The organism is Micrococcoides hystricis, from assembly GCF_042434215.1.
Classification (GTDB): Bacteria; Actinomycetota; Actinomycetes; order Actinomycetales; family Micrococcaceae; genus Micrococcoides; species Micrococcoides hystricis.
The window spans coordinates 1-19,370 of the sequence record NZ_JBHLUB010000018.1; the positions used below are offsets into that span (position 1 = coordinate 1).

Annotated in this window: 17 protein-coding genes, 1 tRNA gene and 1 pseudogene; 8 read left to right on the forward strand and 11 right to left on the reverse strand. The window is 57.8% G+C overall.

Annotated elements, in window-relative coordinates:
• Window positions 1-129: 129 nt before the first annotated feature.
• Both orn and ACFFFR_RS03935 read right to left on the reverse strand, forming a co-directional pair.
• The gene (orn, locus tag ACFFFR_RS03930; protein WP_377458230.1) at window positions 130-675 is read right to left on the reverse strand and encodes an oligoribonuclease; all 546 of its coding nucleotides are present in this window, start codon (window positions 673-675) and stop codon (window positions 130-132) included.
• 5 nt (window positions 676-680) lie between these two features.
• Complete coding sequence (locus ACFFFR_RS03935) at window positions 681-1,127, reverse strand: hypothetical protein (protein WP_377458231.1); 447 nt, start codon at window positions 1,125-1,127, stop codon at window positions 681-683.
• A gap of 149 nt (window positions 1,128-1,276) precedes the next feature.
• Here ACFFFR_RS03935 and mptB (ACFFFR_RS03940) point away from each other — a divergent pair, with 149 nt between their 5' ends.
• Window positions 1,277-2,983, forward strand: coding sequence for a polyprenol phosphomannose-dependent alpha 1,6 mannosyltransferase MptB (mptB, locus tag ACFFFR_RS03940; RefSeq protein WP_377458232.1), 1,707 nt, complete (start codon window positions 1,277-1,279; stop codon window positions 2,981-2,983).
• The gene (gene mptB / locus ACFFFR_RS03945; RefSeq protein WP_377458233.1) at window positions 2,980-4,626 is read left to right on the forward strand and encodes a polyprenol phosphomannose-dependent alpha 1,6 mannosyltransferase MptB; all 1,647 of its coding nucleotides are present in this window, start codon (window positions 2,980-2,982) and stop codon (window positions 4,624-4,626) included. The genes mptB (ACFFFR_RS03940) and mptB (ACFFFR_RS03945) overlap by 4 nt, the downstream gene beginning before the upstream one ends.
• 91 nt (window positions 4,627-4,717) lie before the next feature.
• Here mptB (ACFFFR_RS03945) and ettA read toward each other — a convergent pair whose 3' ends face one another.
• On the reverse strand, window positions 4,718-6,400 hold the full coding sequence (gene ettA / locus ACFFFR_RS03950; RefSeq protein ID WP_377458234.1) for an energy-dependent translational throttle protein EttA: 1,683 nt from the start codon (window positions 6,398-6,400) through the stop codon (window positions 4,718-4,720).
• 72 nt (window positions 6,401-6,472) lie between these two features.
• Window positions 6,473-6,925, reverse strand: coding sequence for a single-stranded DNA-binding protein (locus ACFFFR_RS03955; protein WP_377458235.1), 453 nt, complete (start codon window positions 6,923-6,925; stop codon window positions 6,473-6,475).
• A 178-nt stretch (window positions 6,926-7,103) separates the two neighbouring features.
• Here ACFFFR_RS03955 and ACFFFR_RS03960 point away from each other — a divergent pair.
• Window positions 7,104-7,179: transfer RNA gene (locus tag ACFFFR_RS03960), tRNA-Arg, on the forward strand.
• Between the two features lie 5 nt (window positions 7,180-7,184).
• On the opposite strand, the gene ACFFFR_RS03965 is transcribed toward ACFFFR_RS03960, so the two are convergent.
• Window positions 7,185-9,188: a BTAD domain-containing putative transcriptional regulator gene (locus tag ACFFFR_RS03965; RefSeq protein WP_377458236.1), complete on the reverse strand. Its 2,004-nt coding sequence runs from the start codon at window positions 9,186-9,188 to the stop codon at window positions 7,185-7,187.
• Window positions 9,189-9,505: 317 nt separating this feature from the next.
• On the opposite strand from ACFFFR_RS03965, the gene ACFFFR_RS03970 reads away from it, so the two are divergent.
• Complete coding sequence (locus tag ACFFFR_RS03970) at window positions 9,506-10,801, forward strand: NAD(P)/FAD-dependent oxidoreductase (RefSeq protein WP_377458237.1); 1,296 nt, start codon at window positions 9,506-9,508, stop codon at window positions 10,799-10,801.
• 113 nt (window positions 10,802-10,914) lie between these two features.
• Here the strand turns inward: ACFFFR_RS03970 and ACFFFR_RS03975 are convergent, their stop codons facing one another.
• Complete coding sequence (locus ACFFFR_RS03975; RefSeq protein ID WP_377458238.1) at window positions 10,915-11,916, reverse strand: acyl-CoA thioesterase; 1,002 nt, start codon at window positions 11,914-11,916, stop codon at window positions 10,915-10,917.
• A 29-nt stretch (window positions 11,917-11,945) separates the two neighbouring features.
• On the opposite strand from ACFFFR_RS03975, the gene ACFFFR_RS03980 reads away from it, so the two are divergent.
• Window positions 11,946-12,590: a DUF8185 domain-containing protein gene (locus tag ACFFFR_RS03980; protein ID WP_377458239.1), complete on the forward strand. Its 645-nt coding sequence runs from the start codon at window positions 11,946-11,948 to the stop codon at window positions 12,588-12,590.
• Between the two features lie 20 nt (window positions 12,591-12,610).
• Here ACFFFR_RS03980 and ACFFFR_RS03985 read toward each other — a convergent pair whose 3' ends face one another.
• From ACFFFR_RS03985 to pepN, 3 genes and pseudogenes are all read right to left on the reverse strand, one after another.
• Window positions 12,611-13,012, reverse strand: a complete 402-nt coding sequence (locus ACFFFR_RS03985; RefSeq protein WP_377458246.1) for a globin — start codon at window positions 13,010-13,012, stop codon at window positions 12,611-12,613.
• 204 nt (window positions 13,013-13,216) lie between these two features.
• Window positions 13,217-13,738: pseudogene (locus tag ACFFFR_RS11925) on the reverse strand (OsmC family protein); the annotation flags it as partial.
• Complete coding sequence (gene pepN / locus ACFFFR_RS03990) at window positions 13,629-16,187, reverse strand: aminopeptidase N (protein WP_377458240.1); 2,559 nt, start codon at window positions 16,185-16,187, stop codon at window positions 13,629-13,631. The gene pepN and the pseudogene ACFFFR_RS11925, both read right to left, overlap by 110 nt.
• A gap of 126 nt (window positions 16,188-16,313) precedes the next feature.
• Here pepN and ACFFFR_RS03995 point away from each other — a divergent pair, with 126 nt between their 5' ends.
• Window positions 16,314-16,787 (forward strand): ribose-5-phosphate isomerase, encoded by a 474-nt coding sequence (locus ACFFFR_RS03995; RefSeq protein ID WP_377458241.1) that lies wholly within the window; start codon window positions 16,314-16,316, stop codon window positions 16,785-16,787.
• 15 nt (window positions 16,788-16,802) lie between these two features.
• Window positions 16,803-17,654, forward strand: coding sequence for an Fpg/Nei family DNA glycosylase (locus ACFFFR_RS04000; protein ID WP_377458242.1), 852 nt, complete (start codon window positions 16,803-16,805; stop codon window positions 17,652-17,654).
• Window positions 17,655-17,717: 63 nt separating this feature from the next.
• Here ACFFFR_RS04000 and ACFFFR_RS04005 read toward each other — a convergent pair whose 3' ends face one another.
• Window positions 17,718-17,918, reverse strand: coding sequence for a hypothetical protein (locus ACFFFR_RS04005; RefSeq protein ID WP_377458243.1), 201 nt, complete (start codon window positions 17,916-17,918; stop codon window positions 17,718-17,720).
• Window positions 17,919-17,991: 73 nt separating this feature from the next.
• Here ACFFFR_RS04005 and ACFFFR_RS04010 point away from each other — a divergent pair, with 73 nt between their 5' ends.
• Window positions 17,992-18,483: a class F sortase gene (locus ACFFFR_RS04010; RefSeq protein ID WP_377458244.1), complete on the forward strand. Its 492-nt coding sequence runs from the start codon at window positions 17,992-17,994 to the stop codon at window positions 18,481-18,483.
• Window positions 18,484-19,009: 526 nt separating this feature from the next.
• Here ACFFFR_RS04010 and ACFFFR_RS04015 read toward each other — a convergent pair.
• Window positions 19,010-19,370, reverse strand: a 361-nt coding sequence (locus tag ACFFFR_RS04015; RefSeq protein ID WP_377458245.1) for a hypothetical protein, incomplete at its 5' end; no start/stop codon positions are given.

Below are 19,370 nucleotides of genomic sequence, written 5' to 3' on the forward strand. Positions count from 1 at the left end.
AACCGGTGGCGTGAAGATCCACACCGCTTGAACGAGAGCTACGCGATCAATCTATATGAGGCACAACCCGAGTTACGCGATCAAATTGACATGAGGCACTACGTTTGGGACTCACCAGCGTGAGCCAGTTCACTTGAAGACGTTCTCGCGGTAGTACTTGAGCTCTGCGATCGAGTCTTGAATGTCTCCCAATGCGCGGTGGTTGCCGGTTTTCTCAGGTACGTTTGCATAGATGTCCGGGTACCAGCGGCGGACGAGTTCCTTCACGGTGGAGACATCGACGATGCGGTAGTGGAGATGCTCGATCACTGCGGGCATGTCCCGGGTCAGGAACAGTTTGTCCTGGCCCACGGAATTACCTGCCAACAGGGCGGTGCCGGCTTCAGGAACCCGTTCGGTGATGTAGGTGAGCACCTGCTCGGTTGCCTCCGCCATGGTGACACCGGAGTCGAGTTCGGCCAACAGGCCGGATTCCTGATGCATGTTGACCACAAATGGGTCCATGTTCTCGATGGCGCTTCGTTCAGGTTTGATGACGACCTGCATGCCGTCATCAAGGATGTTCAGCTCTGAATCGGTGATCAAGACCGCGACCTCAATGAGGGCTTCCGTAGCCGGGTCTAGCCCGGTCATTTCGCAGTCGATCCAAACGAGGGGAGCGGAGTCTGCACTCATGATGTTCACGCCTTCTTCTGCATTTCTTTGACGATCGCGCTGAATTGACCTGTTTGCGGATGTGGGTTCTCGGCGATGAACTTCATCAACTGCTCTTCATCGACGATCAGCACAGGGGTGGATTGCGTGAGTGGATGCCCGGCATGTTCCGGCTGCGGGGCCGGGGTGGGTGCCGGGGCGGAGGAAGCAGCCTTGCTGTCGTCCTGAGTGGTTGCCGCCGGGGTCGGTTCGAAGTGGGTCATTGCCTTTTCGCGAGAGAGTGCGGGGGAGAGTAGCCACAGGGCAATAAAACCAATGAAGAACAGGATGGCCATCGGGTAGCCGAGTTCGGGACGAATGAAATTCATCACGGTGGCGACCAAAATGCCGCCACCCAACAGCACCGCCCACAGCAGCAAGATGTGATCGTAACGATTCTTCGCTACTTGAGATTCACCTTTGACGCGGCGCATGCAGACCTTTCGGGGGAAATGTGGGCGGGATACACGAAATAGACTGCGTCTAGTTTAAGCCACAACGGGCGCTTCCAGCTCTTGGCGCGCCCAGAGCCTAAGATAGAAATCGAGATCTGACCCACGAACGTTCTGCGCGGAAGGCCTGTATGAAAGAAACTGACACGGCGCTACCTGGGCAAACTGTTCGCTGGTCCACCCCGGGCATCATCTCGGCGACCCTGTGGGGGTTGGCTGGCTCGATCATGGTGCTGTTCGGGTCCTTTGGCGTCGGGTGGCTGCCCACGGTTTCTGAACTGAACACGCTTGAACTCTTCTTGTTCCTGCGCACCACTGTCACCGGTGCGATCTTGTCCACCTGTGTCCTGACCATCGGTGTATGGCTCATGCTGTACGGGTGGCTGAGGCTGGGCAGAAGCCTGCGCCAAGCCTCCGGTCAAGACCCTGAGCGCGGGGTGCTCATGGCGCAGAAACCCCGCTTGGATGTTGACCGTGACGGGTACATTCAAGACCCGGTGGCGATGTCTACCAGTTGGCGGGAACCGCTGGCGCTGTGGCTGTCAGAGAATTGGCGCCGCATCCGCAACTCGTGGTGGGCCCCTGGATCGCTGAAGGTCACGAACATCGTCACCATCATTTGGACGCTACCGTTGCTGGCGACTGTGCCGATTTTCTCCCGCGATATCTTCGCTTACGTGGGGCAAGGGCGATTGGTCCTCAACGGTGGTGACCCGTACGCGGTGGGTATCTCAACCATCTCGAACTGGTTCCAGCTGGGAACTGACTCCATGTGGGCAGAGGACGGCACCCCGTATGGTCCTGTCTTCATCTGGATGGAGGCCCTAGCCGTTGACGCTGCAGACGGTTCCCTAGAGTGGGCCCTGTTCTACCTGCGTATGCTCGCGGTGGCCGGAACCACACTCTGTCTCATCTTCACCCCGTTGCTGGCCAAACAGCACGGCATTGATCCGGCCCGCGCACAGTGGTTGGCCAGCGCAAACCCGCTTTTCCTCATTTCCTATGTGGCCTCCGGACACAACGATGTGTTGATGGTCGGCTTCGCGCTAGCCGCCGTCTTCTTTGCTCTACGAAAACAGGGCGTGCTTGCCGTCATAGCGCTCACGCTCTCGGTCGGGATCAAACCCATCACGGTCGTATTGCTACCGTTTATCGGATTGATGTGGGCACCAGCTGGCGCCCGCTGGGCCAAGAAGATCTGGTACTGGTTCCTTTGCGGTGGCATCTTCTTGGTCCTGATGACCATCATCGGATACCTGAACGGATATGGCTTCGGCTGGGTGAAGGTCATGTTGGGTACCGGCACCGGCTACACTTTCTGGTCCCCGGTCGGTTTCTCGCAGATGCTGCTGAGCAACCTGGGGAACGCATTCGGTTTCAACGACGATCTTTTGGCTTCGGTGGTCAAGCTCGCCGGACGTCTCAGCTCTGTGGTGCTCGTGCTGTTCCTGATTTTCCGTGGGCCGCACCGTCAGCTCAGCATCCGCATGACTCTGGCTTTCACAGCGCTGGTCATTCTCTCGCCCGTGATTCACCCGTGGTATCTGCTGTGGCTGTTGCCGTTCTTTGCCGCGATCGGGATCAAGGACAATTGGCAGCTGAGCTGGGTGGTCTTTACGGTTGCTTTCTTGATTGGATTCGGCGCGTATGACCAGCTGCACATCTGGCGTTTCCTTGAACTGGGCATCTTGCCGAAGGTCATCTCGCTGGCTATCAGTTTGGTTCTAGTGTTCTGGATGTTCTTCCTTGATCGGCGTACGTCTGCGTTCTTTGACCTGCGTGATGTTGGCCGATCCTTGGCCAGCATGGGCCGCAGGCTCACCGGGAACCGCGCATGACCGCAACCAAGCAAAACAAGCCTCATGGCATGACGCACTGGCTGGAGCCAGCACGCAATGTCCTTACCCTGCTTGCGACCACGCTGGGCCACCACCGGGTGAGCCGTTGGCTGTTCGGTGCGCCCGAGCATGAGGTACGCCCCGCTTTAGCGCAGGGTTTGTTCGCGTCGATCCTGATTACGATCGGGTCTTGGGGAGTGGGGAGTCTGCCGCAGGCGGGGGAGTCGCTCTTTTCTGGAACCACCATATTGGTGCCCATGCGCACCGAGACCAGTGGCGTCATTATTTCCGCGGTCTTGCTGACCCTTGGCAGCATGCTCCTAGTGCGAGCTTGGCTGCGATTGAGTCAACGCATTGATCCACGGTGCCAAGCAGCAGCCAGTTTTGTATCGCGGGCCATCTGGCTGTGGTCGGCACCCGTGCTGCTGAGCTTTCCCATTTTTTCCCGGGACGTGTACTCATATCTGGCTCAGGGCAGGCTTTACGCATCCGGGGCGAATCCCTATGAGAACTGGGTCTCCCAATTACCGGGATGGTTCATGCAAGGAGCCGACGGACTCTGGGCGGAGTCCTATTCCCCCTACGGGCCGTTATTTCTGGTTTTGGCTGCAGGGTTCTGGTGGATTTCCGGAGGTATTCCGGAAGTCGGGGTGCTGCTATTCAGGCTGTTGAGTCTGGCCAGCATGTGGTTGATGATGAAATACCTCATCAAGCTGTCCGCTTTCTTGCGGACCTCGGTCACCTTCGCGCTTTGGCTGGCCGTGGCCAACCCGCTGTTTTTGATCATCATGGTTGCCGGCGCCCACAACGACGTTTTGATGCTGGCATTACTCTTGGCGGGAACGTGGTGGCTGGCTCGTCAACGGTTCATTATCGGCGTGGTCCTGATCGGCCTGTCGATTGCCATCAAACCCATCGTGATTGTCACGGTCCCGTTCTTAGTTTTCTTGAGTCTGCGCCAGCGTGAAAGTGACGGGGTGAGCCTTTCCGAACGGTTCAGCCGCTGGGTCGGCGCGCTGGGCATCCTTGCTGTTGCGTTAGCGGTGATAGGAATCGCCACCGGACTGTGGTTCGGATGGATTCCGGCCATGTTAACGTCCGGGTCGGCTGCTTTCCCATACGCGCCGGTGGGGCTGATTGGTTTGGGACTGGGCTGGCTAGCTGGATTAGTAGGCGCGAATCCCGCGACGGTCCCCGCCATCTTCTACACATCCATGCGTGTCCTTGCCGCAGTTGTGTTGGTCTGGTGGGCCCTGCACACCCAGCGGGACTGTCTGGTGATGCAGAAGGTGCCCCGGGACGCAGCGCTTGCCCTTGTCGCCGTTGTGCTGAGCGCACCAATTGTGCAGCCGTGGTACTTGCTTTGGGTTTTGCCGCTGTTCGTTCTGTGGCGCTCAGAACCGGCCCGTTGGTTGCGGTGGCTGTATTTAGGTATCGCGATTTTGGTGCTGGTCGGTGTTATCGAACAATTCTCGGTCGCGCAGTGGATCCCGCAATTGCTGGTGAAGTTGATCGCCGTTGGCGTGGGTCTGCTCTACCTGTTTTACATTGTGCTGATTGATCCTAAGACCAGCGTCATCTTCCGGGACCGACCAGACGCTCGTGTCCGGCGCGGCCTCAACGATGCCGAGTCCGTCGACTGAGAACAAAATTTTCTCGTTAAAACAGTGATGGCCCCAACTGGCGCTTGGTTAAGCGCGGTCAGGGCCACCACTGGTGAGTGTGAGGCCTTGCTTAGTCTCGGGTCAGCTTTCGGTGGCTGACACGAGTTGGGCGGGCCGCTTCTGGGCCAAGGCGCTCAATCTTGTTTTCCTCATAGGCCTCAAAGTTACCTTCGAACCAGTACCAGTTGGCAGGGTTCTCGTCGGTACCTTCATAGGCCAGAATGTGGGTTGCTACACGGTCCAGGAACCAGCGGTCGTGCGAGATGACCACGGCACAGCCTGGGAAGTCCAGTAGTGCGTTTTCTAGGGATGACAGAGTTTCAACGTCCAAGTCGTTAGTCGGCTCGTCAAGCAGCAGCAAGTTGCCGCCCTGTTTCAGAGTCAACGCCAAGTTCAGACGGTTGCGCTCACCACCGGAGAGGACACCGGCTTTCTTCTGCTGGTCTGGACCCTTGAAACCGAAGGCCGAAACGTAGGCACGCGATGGCATTTCTACGTTGCCAACCTGGATGAAGTCCAGACCATCGGAAACAACTTCCCAGAGGGACTTCTCTGGATCGATGCCTTCACGGGACTGGTCAACGTAGGAGATCTTGACCGATTCACCGATCTTCAGCTCGCCACCGTCGAGTTCCTCAAGACCAACAATAGTCTTGAACAGGGTGGACTTACCTACACCGTTCGGGCCGATAACACCGACAATGCCGTTGCGAGGCAGGGAGAAGGACAGGCCGTCGATCAGGACACGATCGCCGAAGCCTTTCTTCAGGTCGGTTGCTTCTATGACCTGGCTACCCAGACGTGGGCCAGGTGGAATCTGAATCTCTTCAAAGTCCAACTTGCGGGTGCGCTCGGCCTCTGCAGCCATCTCTTCGTAGCGAGCCAATCGGGCCTTCGACTTGGCCTGACGTCCCTTGGCGTTGGAACGAACCCATTCGAGCTCTTCCGCCAGACGCTTGGCCAACTTGGCGTCTTTCTTACCCTGAATCTCCAGGCGAGAGCGCTTCTTCTCCAAGTATGTGGAGTAGTTGCCCTCGTACGGGTAGAGACGGCCACGGTCTACTTCACAGATCCATTCTGCGACGTGATCGAGGAAGTAGCGGTCGTGGGTGACGGCCATGACAGCGCCAGGGTACTGGGCCAAGTGCTGTTCCAGCCACAGGACGGACTCAGCGTCCAAGTGGTTAGTAGGCTCGTCAAGCAGCAGCAGGTCTGGTTTCTGCAGGAGCAGCTTGCAGAGCGCAACGCGGCGGCGTTCACCACCGGATAGGTGGGTCACCGGCTCGTCACCTGGTGGGCAGCGCAGGGCGTCCATGGCCTGTTCCAGCTGGGAGTCAATGTCCCACGCGTCGGCAGCATCAATGGCTTCCTGCAATTTGCCCATCTCTTCGAGCAGGGCGTCGTAGTCTGCATCTGGGTTTGCCATCTCTTCGGAGATTTCGTTGAACCGCTGCAGCTTCTGGTAAATTTCGCCAACGCCTTCTTGGACGTTACCGAGCACGGTTTTCTCTTCGTTCAACGGAGGTTCCTGCTGCAGGATGCCCACGGAGTAGCCGGGGCTCAGCCGAGCCTCACCGTTGGAAGGCTGGTCCAAACCAGCCATGATCTTCAAGATTGTTGATTTTCCGGCGCCGTTCGGACCGACAACGCCGATCTTCGCGCCGGGAAAGAACGACATGGTTACGTCGTCAAGGATGACCTTGTCGCCCACTTTTTTGCGGGCTTTGACCATCGTGTAAATGAATTCAGCCATAACTACAAGCGTAGTGGGTATTGGCGAATAGATTCACATCTTGCGCCGGTGAACCCCATATTTGTCATCACATTAGCGGCTGCCTTCGAAGACACCCCACTCTTCTTCAGTCTCACCGCCGCCCACTGGTGCCAATTGTGGCTCAGTCTGCCCTTGGTTGCCCTGATAGGTGGTCCGTTCGAAACTGGTGGAGCCAAAGACCAGATCATGACCGACTGCTTCGGCATCCACTTCCCACGTTGTACGCGGATCCCCATCCTTGGTTTGCCAAGACTTTTGCTTCAACCGTCCGGTGATGATCACCGGTTGTCCTTTACGGATCGAATAGGCCACGTGGTTGGCTAGATTGCGGAAACAGTTGATGGTGTACCAGTTGGTGTACGTGGTTTCCCACTCTTTAGATTCTTGGTTGAAACGCCGATCTGAACACCCGACGCGAAAAGTGGCGATCGAGGTGTTGGTATTGGTGGTGCGTTCGGTGACATCGGTGGCGACGAAGCCCCGCAGGGTGATCTTCTCACTCATGCCGTTTTCTCCTTGGTTCAGGACGGACAGAACCGGTGCTGGTTCTTAGCCACCAGTAAGCCCACCTGAATCCGCTGACACTCAGGGCATGAGGAGAATATGCGTGCACGGTCGTTGTGCCGATGCGGTGTGGAGTAGTCGAATCCGTTACACTTGGAACCGGTTCTCGATGAACCACGCCCCAGTAGCTCAGGGGACAGAGCAGGAGCCTTCTAAGCTCTTGGTCGGGGGTTCGAATCCCTCCTGGGGCGCCAAAATTTTACGGCTCTTCGAAGCCAACTTCTGCCATCCGCACCTGATAGTCATGAGTCGCCTGCTTGGCCTGACCGTGGGCACCCAGCTGGGTGAATGCGTTGATCAAACCCTCATGTGCTTTTTGATCGTACGGATCAATGTCGAGGATGCGCCGGAACGTCTCAACGCACGTGAAATGTTCTTCCGCAGCGGCGGCATCATCAGCCAGCGCGTGGGCCAAGGTGAAGAAGGTGGAACGGGCTTCCCCTTGGAGTCGTTCTGCCCAATCCACGTCAACTTCATCCGGGAAGACATCCCCGGTGTACAGGTGCATGGCATTGACCATCTGGCTCATTGAAGTCTGAGAGCCGTCCCGTTTAGCGAGCGCTGCATGCGCTCTGCGCAAAAACACTTCCACGTCCACCGTCAGCCGGTCCAGACGCAGGCGCAGTAGGTCCGCATCCACGACTAGGAACTGATCGGGTGCGAATCGCTTGACCGGATCGAGTGCCCGACGCACGGTGCTGATGGCTACCGAGAAGCGGTTCGCGACGCGTTCCGGGGTTTCGTTCGGCCACAGAATCTCCATGACGGTCTCCTTGGAGATCGCGACACCGCGACGGGCAATAAGAATCTTCAGTGCCTCACGTGCCTTGCGTGACTGCCAGTGCGCGATCGATCCGTCTGTAGCTTCGACTTCAAAGCCGCCCATGACCCGGATTTTCGGTTGGTTGGTTTGCGGCTGGCGTGTCTTGGGTACTGCATCAACGGCACCCGAGCGAAGTGTGGAGATGATCTGGGCTGCTTCGTCTTCCACCCCGTGCAGTCCGAGCGCTTTGCCTGTTGCTGCGGCTTCTTGGGCTAGCGCCTCTGCCTCAGCGCGGTCTCCGGCTTGCAGTCTGCGCAGCAGCTGCCGGGCCAGCCCGAGTTGGCTTGCAGCAAGCCACGGCTGGGCACTGATACGAGCACACAGGTCAATGGCGCAGCGGTAGTGCCCAATCGCTAATTCTCTGTTGTCCTGCAGATCGGCGAGCACCGCGAGCGAATCGGCCACCGTGCCCCAGGCGGTAATACCCACACCCATGGCAGCCAAGTGATCCCGGTAAGGCAAGAGAGCTTCATGGAAAGGTTCAAGCTGATCGAGATTGCGCAGCTCCGAATGCACGATCGCCATGTTGGAGACCGCAGCCAACCAGTTCTGGTCTTTCGGCCAATCCTCCAGTGGTGCCAAGGAATGGACGATGCCACGGGCAGCGCTCACTCGGCCTTGCTGGATCCAAATCCACGCCAGGATTGATGTCCAGATCGGTTCCCCGGGGTATTTCTGGCGCGCCTTCAACAGCGACGCTTCGGTTTCGGCACCGCGACCATCCAACCAACGGATCACGGCCATTTGAGCGATATAGGCGATCTCAGCATCCGTGTCGTCCGCTGCCAGGGCTCGATCGAAGCCTTCTTTGGCGAACATTTCAGCCGTTTCGGTGTGACCGTCTAGGGTGGCGCGGATGCACCGGAACCAGCTGACAAAGCGGCTGTCTTCAAGCTGCGGGAACTTGATCAGGGTTGGTCCGTGAAGACATAGCTCTTCATCGAGTTCGGTCAGTTCACCGATCTCGAGCAGGGCACCCAGCAGCAAAAAGTAGGTGGTCTCAAGGAATCCATTGTCGCCATGTTCTAGCGCGATATCGCGGATTTCTCGGGCTGCCTGCAGCCGGAAGTCCAACTTCTCCGGAGATAAGTCCAAGCTCGCTTCCGACAGCAGCGCCCACGCTCGAGAAACGGGATTGTCCGCGAGCTGCGCATGATGCTTTGCCTGCGCCGCAGCCTCTTTGGCCCCGTCCGGATCCGTCAGTAGCAAGGCTGCAGTCAAGAGGCTGTATAACCATGTGCGTTGGACATGATCGTCCTCCGCCACGCCGCTGAGGACAGTATGAATTTCTTGTGCCTGTTCCACGCCGGCACGTCCGGTGAACTCCAGTCGGAAACGTAGTACGTCGGTACTGCGAGAGAGATAGACTTCTTTCACCATGTGTCGATGATTCCCTTCAACGGACAAGCCGAACGGAAACTTTAAAGCGGACTTTAAAGCGTGGTTATCAGCCACCCTATACCGCGATGTGATCCAAATGACAGGGCACTAACTAAAAAGTAGTAAAGGTGTCGCCGACCCACTTTCGATCAGAAAAAACGAACAGAGCAACGCCAGCTGGGTGAATCTCTCCGTATTTTCACGGTGCGGGAAAACATCTTGTCCGTAAATTTTGGATCTGCTTGACGAATTGTTAGATTGCCGCTGAAACATCTGAGATCATGGTCACACATCTACCAAACGAAGGAAGCAGGGCAATGGCAAGCAAGCTGCCTGGAAGAGAAGTAATCGTCGTTGGCGCAGGTCTGGTGGGTCTGAGCACGGCGTTCTACCTTTCTCGAGCCGGATTCTCTGTCACGATCATTGAGCGGGACCAAGTCGGTTCTGGTGCAAGCCGTGGCAACGCGGGGGAGATCACCCCATTGACCGCCGTCCCATTGGCTGGACCGGGCATGATGAAAGAAACGTTCAAGGGTGTCTTCACCCGCGACGGCACTTTGACGCTGTCCCCGGCCCGCGCCTTGAAACTGGCGACCTTCGGTCTCGGGTTCATTCGTTCCTCCACCCAAGCCCGCCTCACCTCCGGTGTGGACGCCATGACCCAGCTGGGTCGCGGCGCACTAGCCGCATTCGCCGAGATGCAGGATGAAGGCATCAAGGTTGAAGGCGGCGGATCTGGTTTCCTCTACACTGCCGAAGACGCCAGCCACGTAGAGAGCTACCACAAACTGCTCAGCGAACGCGCTGCTGACGGTGTCAGTGAAATGCCCGAGCCGATCGTCTACGGCAGCGAGCTACACCAGCTGGAACCAGTGTTGGATCCGGCCTGTGAAGCTGGCTTCGTGGCACCCGGGGAAATCTGGATCGACCCGGCACTGCTGGTCGAGTCACTCGGCGAGTACCTACGCGCCCAGGGCGTGAAGATTCTTGAAGGTGCACGCGTCGTGGGCGTACACCCAGGCGCGCAGCCATCGGTTGACTATGTGCACAGCGGGGCCCGTAACGAGCTCAGCGCGGACCACGTCGTGGTGGCCGCCGGCGCTTGGGCCAGCGAGCTGTTGAAACCGCACGGCATCCACCTCGGCGTGGTTCCCGGCAAGGGCTACTCGTTCACCGTGGCTGCCGAGCAGCTGCCAACTCACCTGATTCACCTCACCGACGCACGCACCGTTCTGGTGCCAATGGCCGGTCGGTTGCGCGTTGTCGGCGGCATGGAGTTCGACGGTTCCTACGAAGCCTTTCACGACGATCGCATCGAGATGATCGAACGGGTCACCGCGCCACTGGTTCGTGGCATTGACTGGTCCCAGAAGTCCGAGCTGTGGGTTGGGCCGCGGCCCATGACCGCCGACGGACTCCCGATTATCGGCGAATACGCCAAGCTGCCGAATATCGTGATGGCCACCGGTCACAACATGCACGGGCTGAGCTTGGGCCCGATCACCGGTAAGGCGATCGCCGCCCAGCTGTCCGGTCAGCCGGTCGTCGTTGCAGACCGTCATGTGGATATGGAACGGTTCGCGCCAGCTCGACTGCGCCGACTGCTTTCCTAGCCAATCGGCCCGGTAGGGGCCACAACCACTTCAGAAGAGGTGGGGAGCTCACCCCCAACGGTGAGCTCCCCACCTTTCTTATTGCCACAAGAGGAGGACAGCTCGTCCAAGGACTAGGAGCCGTTGCGTCCGCCCCAGCGTGAACGTGGTTTACGCCAGCTGGCCGTGCGAATCACGGCGTCTTGGGCCAGTTGCTTCATACGCGTGCGAAACGTGTCTGGCACACGCAACATGCCTTCTTGGCCGACCGTGGCGACCAGCAGTCCGTCACGGGTGAAGAAATGTCCCAGCCCCAGGCCCCGCGCGCCCTGTGCAGAAGGGGAGTCGGAAACGTAGAGCAGCCAGTCATCCACCGGCGCCGGGCGATGCCACCACATGGCGTGATCCAAGGAGGCAACCGACATCTCCGGTCGAGTCCAATGGACCCCGTGCTGGCGCAGCACCGGTTCCAGCACGGTGTAGTCGGATGCGTACGCCAACGCAGCTTTGTGCATCGCATCATTCACGGCAAACGCGGCCGGGGTGCGGAGCCACACCATATTGGTGTTCTTGCGTTCCTTGGCCGCGTAAAGCCATAGCGGCGGATCAACATGGCGGATGTCGAACGGACGTTCCCACGCCCATTCTTGAGCCACTGGGTGATTGATATGACCGAGTTGGACCGCCACCGAATCAAGGTCTTCCGGCTGCGGCAAATCAGCGGGCATCGAGATCTGGTGATCGTACCCTTCAGCCGGTGACTGAAAAGACGCCAGCATGGACAAGATCGGTTTGCCGTCCTGGTAGGCGTTGGCACGACGAGCCGAAAACGAGCGACCGTCACGAAGCCGATCCACACCGAAGGTGATGGGCTTTTTCGAATCGCCGGGACGCAGGAAGTAGGCGTGAATGGAATGCAGTGGGCGTTCCGGGTTGACGGTCTGGGTGCAGGCCATGACGCCCTGGGCCAAAACCTGGCCGCCAAAGACACGGTGCTGGTGCTGCTGCGCCACTGGACCAAGGAAGAGCTCCTCACCGGTGTCAGCATCATCCCCGTTTGGACTCAGCGTCAGCAGATCATGCAGGTACTGAACACGCTTGTCCGGGGAAGGAGGAGTAAGGCTCTGTTCGCTCATGGTTCAAAGCTAACACTAGAATGGTCGGCATGGCTGAAACCCTGTACTTCCCTGATTCTGACACGCTGACCGACCTGAAGACCTTGGTACAACGGGCCCGTGCCATCAACGATGATGGCATCCGTCTCCAAGCCGCCGGCAAAGTCTTGGCTCTCTGGGTTGGCCTCATGAACGGTGCTTTAGGGTCCGGGGTTCCAACCATGATCGGCATGCGGGCCGTCCCACTGGCGCAGGAGTCCACGACAGATGTTGTGGTCAACTTGCAGTCGCTCACCGATCGGTTCGCCCGCTTAGACACCGATGCCACCGAACTTTCTGTCCCACCGACAACGATCGACGCTGCGTGGGCGGGGATTAGCGCTCCGCGCAGCGGCTGGCAGGTCGAAACAGAATCGACCGTTCAGGTGCTGCGCCAAGTGGCCGCAAGCGTGGCAGAAACCATGGCGACCACGTTGCCCGAAACCCCTGGTCAAGCCGTTGTGAACTCTTTGCGTAACCGGGTATGGGCAGAAGACTTTCAGCTTGGACCGGTCACGATCGCCCAAGGGGCAGCGTTCGCTGCCGAAGCGTTAGGGTTCCTCTCCGGACCCGTGGAGGCGCCCGTGAAGGTTCTGCGGAACGGTCCGTGGCAGCGGATTTCCTGCCCCCACGGTCAGGTTCTCATTAAGGCATAGACCTGCGATTAGCCGGGTGGCTAGCGGTTCGCGACATTCACCAGCGAATGTGCGGCCCGCTCGAGGTAGTCCCAGAGCGTTCCCTCATGCAGTGGTGAGAGCTCCAGCGACTCGACGGCTGTACGCATGTGCTTAAGCCAGCGGTCTCGAGCGTCAAAGTCAATCGGGAAGGGCGCATGGCGCATCCGCAAACGCGGGTGACCACGGTGCTCGCTGTAGGTATGTGGTCCGCCCCAGTACTGTTCGAGGAAAAGCTGCAGCCGGATTTTGGCTGGGCCGAGATCTTCTTCCGGATACATGGGACGCAGCACCGGGTCTTCAGCGACACCGTCGTAGAAGACGTCCACAAGCTTTTTGAAGGTGCTGTGCCCGCCAATTTGGGCGAAAAACGAATCCGGGTTTACTGGCTTAGGTTCTTTCATCTGCACCGGGTTGGCCGGATCATGGCTCGGACGCTCAACACGAGCTTGTTCCCCCGGCCGCCCCGTGACCTTGCTGGGCGGTAGGGAAGAAGTCGGTTTCAAGATCGCGATCGGTGCGCCCAATCGCGAGGTGAATTCCGGTAGCTGGCGTTGATCCGGCGGGCAGGCCGGTTCAACAATCACCGGCACATTCAGGGCGGCCACGAGCGTGTTGTTTTCCCGTGCCTTCAGGTGCAGCTCGTCAGCCAGTGTTCGTTGGCTCGCATCAGCCAGCCAGACCTTGGGTGTCAGGCGGATCTGGTTGAGCCGGCCGAGCCCATCTTCACGAGGGTCCGCTAAGGCCGCAGGTTCATCCTTGTACTCGGTAACGATCAGTTCCGCTTGCTCTGCCAGAGCAAGAAAGGCGAGTAAGTGGGACTGCGCCACTGACGCGAGCAACAGTTCTTCAGGTGTCCACCGTTTGGCTTCACCGCCACGTTCAACTGCAGCCGATCCGACAATCACCCCAGCAGAAGAACGCAGAGTGTGAGTCAGAGGGAACGGAAGGGCGGCCTGCCGGTTGTGCCAACCAAGTTCCAAGGACAGAGGAATGTCAGATGAAGCCATGAGCCTTACTCTAGTGGAACATTTTCTGCGCGGCTGTCGCCCGCACCACATCGTCCCTTGACTCGGCCAGCATGCGGGCCAATGCGGGCGCTTCATCCCGGTAGCGCTCAATCTGTTCATTCGCTGAAGCAATGGTTGCTTCGTGCAATTGGGTGCGCGGGAAACCTCCGGTAATCAGTGTCTCGGTGATTTCATGCGAGCTACGGTTCTTCCAGATGGAATCGACACGATCGAAGTAATCGGCGGCGAACGAGGAAATCAGCTCTGGATCAAACACGCGGTGGAAACCGGCAGCAATGGCCCGCAACCGGGCATTCGGCACGTCGTCACTGAGGAAGGTGTCCCACGCCTGCTGTTTGGCTCGCTGGCTAGGAATAGCGGCCCGGGCGGTGCCGGCGGCTAGGGCGCCGGTCGCGGTGTCGTCCTTGGCCAACGCCTCGTCAATATCGTCCGGTCCAGCCATTGAATTGGAAACCAGCGCGGTGAGAATCTTCCACCCTAGATCGGTGTCGATGCTCAAGCCGGGCAGAGATGTGCAGCCCTTGTAGAGATCATGCAATTCTTGGGCCTGCTCAGGGGTGCAAGCCGCACGGGTGAACGTGGTGAAAAACTGCAATTGGGCATCCGAGCCTGGCGTGGCAGTAGTGCTCAACTCGTACAGCTTCTGGGCGAACCAAGCGCGAGTAGCCCGGTCCTGTTCGTAAGGAACATATTGTTCCAACACAGTCAGGGACTGATTCAAAACCGTGCTCAACAAGGACGGGTGCGTTTCGGCACCAAGGTGCTGAGCTACCTGTTCTAGGAATACGCGGGGATTGAGTTCACCGTCACGTACCGCGTTCCAGAGCACGGTCCAGATGATCGCACGGGGGAGCGAGTCGTCGAAGCTCGATAGATGAGCCAGAGCGTTTTCTAGAGACTGCTCATCCAACCGGATCTTGGCGTAGGCCAGATCCTGATCGTTGAGCAAGATAATGCCGGGGTGCTGCTGGCCGACCAAGGAATCGACAGAGGTCAGTTCCCCGTCAACATCGATCTCCAGTTGCTGCACCCGCGAAACCCGACCGTCTTGCACCGAGTAGAGCCCGATCCCGAGCCGGTGGGGCCGCAAGGTGGGGTAGTCCTCAGTCGCGGTCTGACGAATCTGGAATCCAGTAATCACTCCGTGAGCGTCAGTTTCGCATTCGGCTGCCAAGGTGTTCACGCCAGAGGTTTCCAGCCAGGATTTCGACCATTCGGCCAGATCCCTGCCACTGGCCACCTCGAGCTCGCCCAACAGGTCAGCGAGCACAGTGTTGCCCCACGCATGCTTTTTCAGGTAGCTGCGCACCGCCGCCATGAAGTTCTCTTGTCCGACCCAAGCCACAAGTTGGCGCAACACCGCGGCACCCTTGCCGTACGTGATGCCGTCGAAGTTGACCTGGACATCCTCCAAGTCTCGAATCTCGGCAACGATCGGATGTGTCGAGGAGAGCTGGTCTTGACGGTACGCCCAGTTCTTTTCTACCGCTGCGAAAGTCGTCCAGGCTTCGTCATAACTGGTGTTTTCGTATGCGGCTAAGTGAGACATGAATTCGGCAAAGGATTCATTGAGCCACAGATCGTCCCACCACTTCATGGTGACAAGGTCTCCGAACCACATGTGCGCAAGTTCGTGCAGGATCGTGATGGCACGTCGTTCAATGATTGAACCGGGAACCGGGCCGCGGAAAATGTATTGCTCAAGTATCGTGACGGCCCCGGCGTTCTCCATGGCCCCAGCGTTGAACTCGGGGACGAAGAGTTGGTCATACTTCTTGAACGGGTACGGCCAGTCGTAATGCTTTTCAAAGACCTCAAAGCCTTGTTTCGTCAAGGTGAAGATCTCTTCGGCATCCACGTACGGCATGAGCGAGGCGCGGGCATAGACACCCAACGGGATTTGCCGCCCATCCGAGCTCGTCAATGAGTCGTGGACCGACTCGTATGGGCCGGCAATGAGGGCGGTGATGTAGGTCGAAATAGCCGGGGTCTGTTCGAAACGATGTACCGTGCTACCCGGGGCTCCGGCTTCAGTGGTTTCGGCTGGGTAGTTTGAGACGACAACCCAGTTCTCGGGGGCGGTCACGGTGAAACGGAAGGTCGCTTTCAAATCCGGCTGCTCGAAGCAAGGGAAAACACGCCGTGCGTCCGGTACCTCGAATTGGGTGTACAGGTAGGTTTCCCCGTCCGCTGGATCAACGAAACGGTGTAGACCCTCACCTGTGTTCATGTACCGGAAGTCTGCATCAACAATCAGTTCATTGTCTTCGGCGAGTTTCGGCAGCTGAATGCGCGTACCGTCGGAGACGGTCGCCGGATCAAGAGATTCGCCATTGAGAGTGATGGAACGAATTGAATCAGTGATGGCATCAATGAACGTGCTTTGACCCGCTTCCGCTGCGAAGCGCACCGTGGTCTGTACCGGAAAAGTCGGGATCGATTGATCGGTGAGATCGATCGTGATGTCGTACGCCATGACGGTGAGCAGGTCGGCGCGCACGGAAGTCTCTGCGGCTGTCAGGTTCAGAGTAGGTGCTGGGCTAGTCACGAATGCGTCCTCAACGATCGACGAACAGGGTATGAAACAAGTGATGAATAGTTTCACTTATTGTATGCCGGTAGAGTTGTTTGTGGACGGTTTTCTTTCCCAGATTTTTTCAAAGGATGATGTTTCGTGCGCGTACACATTGCCACCGATCACGCAGGTATGGAATTGTCGGCCCACTTGGTCAAGCACCTGAGCGAAAAGGGCTACGAGATGATTGATCATGGCCCCCAAGAGTACGACGCATTGGATGACTACCCAGGCTTTTGCATCAATGCTGCGCTCGGTGTTGTGGCCGACCAAGAAGCAGGTGTCGATGCGCTGGGCATTGTTCTGGGTGGATCTGGAAACGGTGAACAGATCGCTGCCAACAAAGTGAAGGGTATCCGCGCTGCGCTTGCTTGGAACCTCGACACAGCCAAGCTGGCTCGCGAACACAATAACGCCAATGTTGTAGCCGTCGGTGGTCGCCAGCACTCCTTGGCCGAGGCAACCGCAATCATTGAAGCGTTCTTGGCCGAGCCATTCCCGGGCGATGAACGCCACGTTCGCCGCATTGGCAAGATTGCCCACTACGAAGAGACTGGGGAAGTGCTGGTCTAAACGCAGCCAGCATTCATGCCAGAAGGTCATTCACTTTTTCGTTTGGCGCGGCGTTTCCGTGAAGGATTCGCCGGCCAACGCGTCGCGGTCTCGTCACCGCAGGGTAAATTTGCGCACGGCGCCACTCTTGTCGATGGCCGCATGCTGCGTGGCGCATTCAACCACGGTAAACACCTCTTCCTAGATTTCGACGACCGGTTCGTCCATATCCATTTGGGTCTCTACGGCAAGGCATACTTCGGCGGCTCCCAAGAGTTCATTGATCGGGTCCGCATCGGCAAGCTGCACGCGTATCAGGATCTGATCCGGGAAGACTACCAACGTCCGGATCCGCCGGTTGGTGCGGTTCGCATTAGGGTGATTGGGGACCACGGTTGGGCTGACGTGCGTGGGCCGAATCGCTGCGAGGTCATCAATCCTGACCAACTGCAACAGGTGCTCGCCAGGTTGGGGCCGGACCCGCTGCAACGCAAGGACGGTGACGTGGAGCTGTTCGCACGCAACCTGCAGCGGGCCACGCCGGTCGGGCTGTTGTTGATGGATCAATCCGTGGTCGCCGGAATCGGCAACATCTATCGTGCTGAAGTTCTCTTCCTGAACCAGGTTGACCCGGCAACACTAGGCAAACAGGTCCGTGACGAGCATGTCGAAGGGATTTGGGATTCGACAGTCGAACAGCTCGGCTACGGGGCAGAAGAAGGACGGATCGTCACCATCCGAGATCCGAAGCTTCGCCACCGTATTCACAGCGACCACTACGTGTATCAGCGGCAAAACCGTCAATGCGTGCGCTGCGGAACGAACATCAGTGTTCGAGAAGCGCAAGGGCGCAAACTTTTCTGGTGCCCGGGGTGTCAACGTCAGTAGATAATAGAGTATGGCGCCTAGGAGGCAATGGTCAGCAGATCACGGGGGTAAAAAGGTCATCGGTTATTCGCCGATGGTCTTAGTGCTGCTGACCTTAGCGATTGCTCTTGGGATCTCGGCCATCTTATTGTTGCCGAAACCAACCTCACGCATATCTGGGCCCACACCTGCGGTTTCGGGTTCGTTCTCTCCTAGTGCTACCGCGCAATCTCCAAAACCGAAACAGGCCACCGCGCCGGTAGACTCAACGACTTCCGCGACCACAGCTCCCAGTGCCGACACAAAAAAGTCGACTGGCTCCCAGGCAGATGCCACGCCCCGGGGTACGGCCGTCTCGGTGAGCGCATATCGCGGTAAAGATCGGATTGTGCATGCGCCCCTGGATCCGGTTGGGCTCAATTCGCACGGCTATCTGGTGCCAGATTTCAATCGTGCCGGATGGTACGCCCAAAACGGGTGGAAGCAACAAAAACCCGGGGTGAAGGGGCCTGCCATTATTGCGGCCCATGTGAACCAACTTGATGGCGAGGGTGCAGTCATTGACGACCACTTTGCCAAACTGCACACCCTCGTTCCCGGCGACAAGATCAGTGTTCGCTACAGTTCAGAGGACGTCGTCTCTTTCACAGTGGTCAAATCCCAGGCTGTCGACAAGGTCGTCGCTACTGACATGAACGGTGAGGTCGCCGAGAGTATCTGGGACCCCGGAGAGGATAAACCCTATCTGCGACTGTTTACCTGTGATGAAGACACCCCTTGGGTGCAGGGCCATTACGTCGGGAACTGGGTCGTCTGGGCCGAAGACGCAACACTAAATCGGAAAAATTAGATTTAGTACGGATATTCTATCGGCATTTATGATGTATATAAATATATGCATATAATTCGCCTCTTCTCTAGTTGTTCCTGAATAACGGGCCTATTCTGAAGATGAGTTGAATCCTGCCTCAAGTTACTTGACGGCCGTTCGATGTATAGGGGCATCGAGCTGGTGTGGGTTCATCTCATAGGGGAATAGGGGAATTGCAGATGAAAAAGTCTGTCAAATTCGCCACCGCACTTGCTGCTGCAACAGCATTCTCAGTTGCGAGGATCATGGGGTCCACGGCGAATCCATCTAATACAAACCAGCCGGCTTATTGGGAGACCTACTTTGCAGGAAAGGGCTTCACCCAAGTCAGTTGCTATAAGAAAGAAAAGGGCGACGGGGTCAAGACCTTCACTGCGCCACCCGGCTCAATTGGTGTGATTATTAAAGGTGGTCCGGGACATCTCGTCTATGAAGGAGACCAGCTGGGTGGTCCATTGACGGCACCAGATGGCAAGGATATCTCTCACGTCATTGTTTGTACGGGTCAGTCCGTGCCGGAACCAACGCCGACACCGGAGCCGACTCCAACGACGCAGGAGCCGAGCCCGACAGAGACACCAAAACCAACTCCCACCACGCAGGAGCCAACTCCTGAAGAAACGGTGACGCCAAAACCAACACCGACTACCGAGAAGCCAACTCCAACAGACACAAAGACAGCGCCCGCACCGGTGAAGTCGGAAAAGGCTAAACCGAAGACAGTAGCTGAGAAACCTTCAGGGGCAAAGAAGCAGGTAAAGGGGCTCTTCGGAATTTCAGGTGTAGATCGGTTTTGGTGCAGAGCGTGTTGAAAGCTTAAAAAGAGTCGAGGTCTTCCGAAGATGGAAGTGACGAAACAACTCATC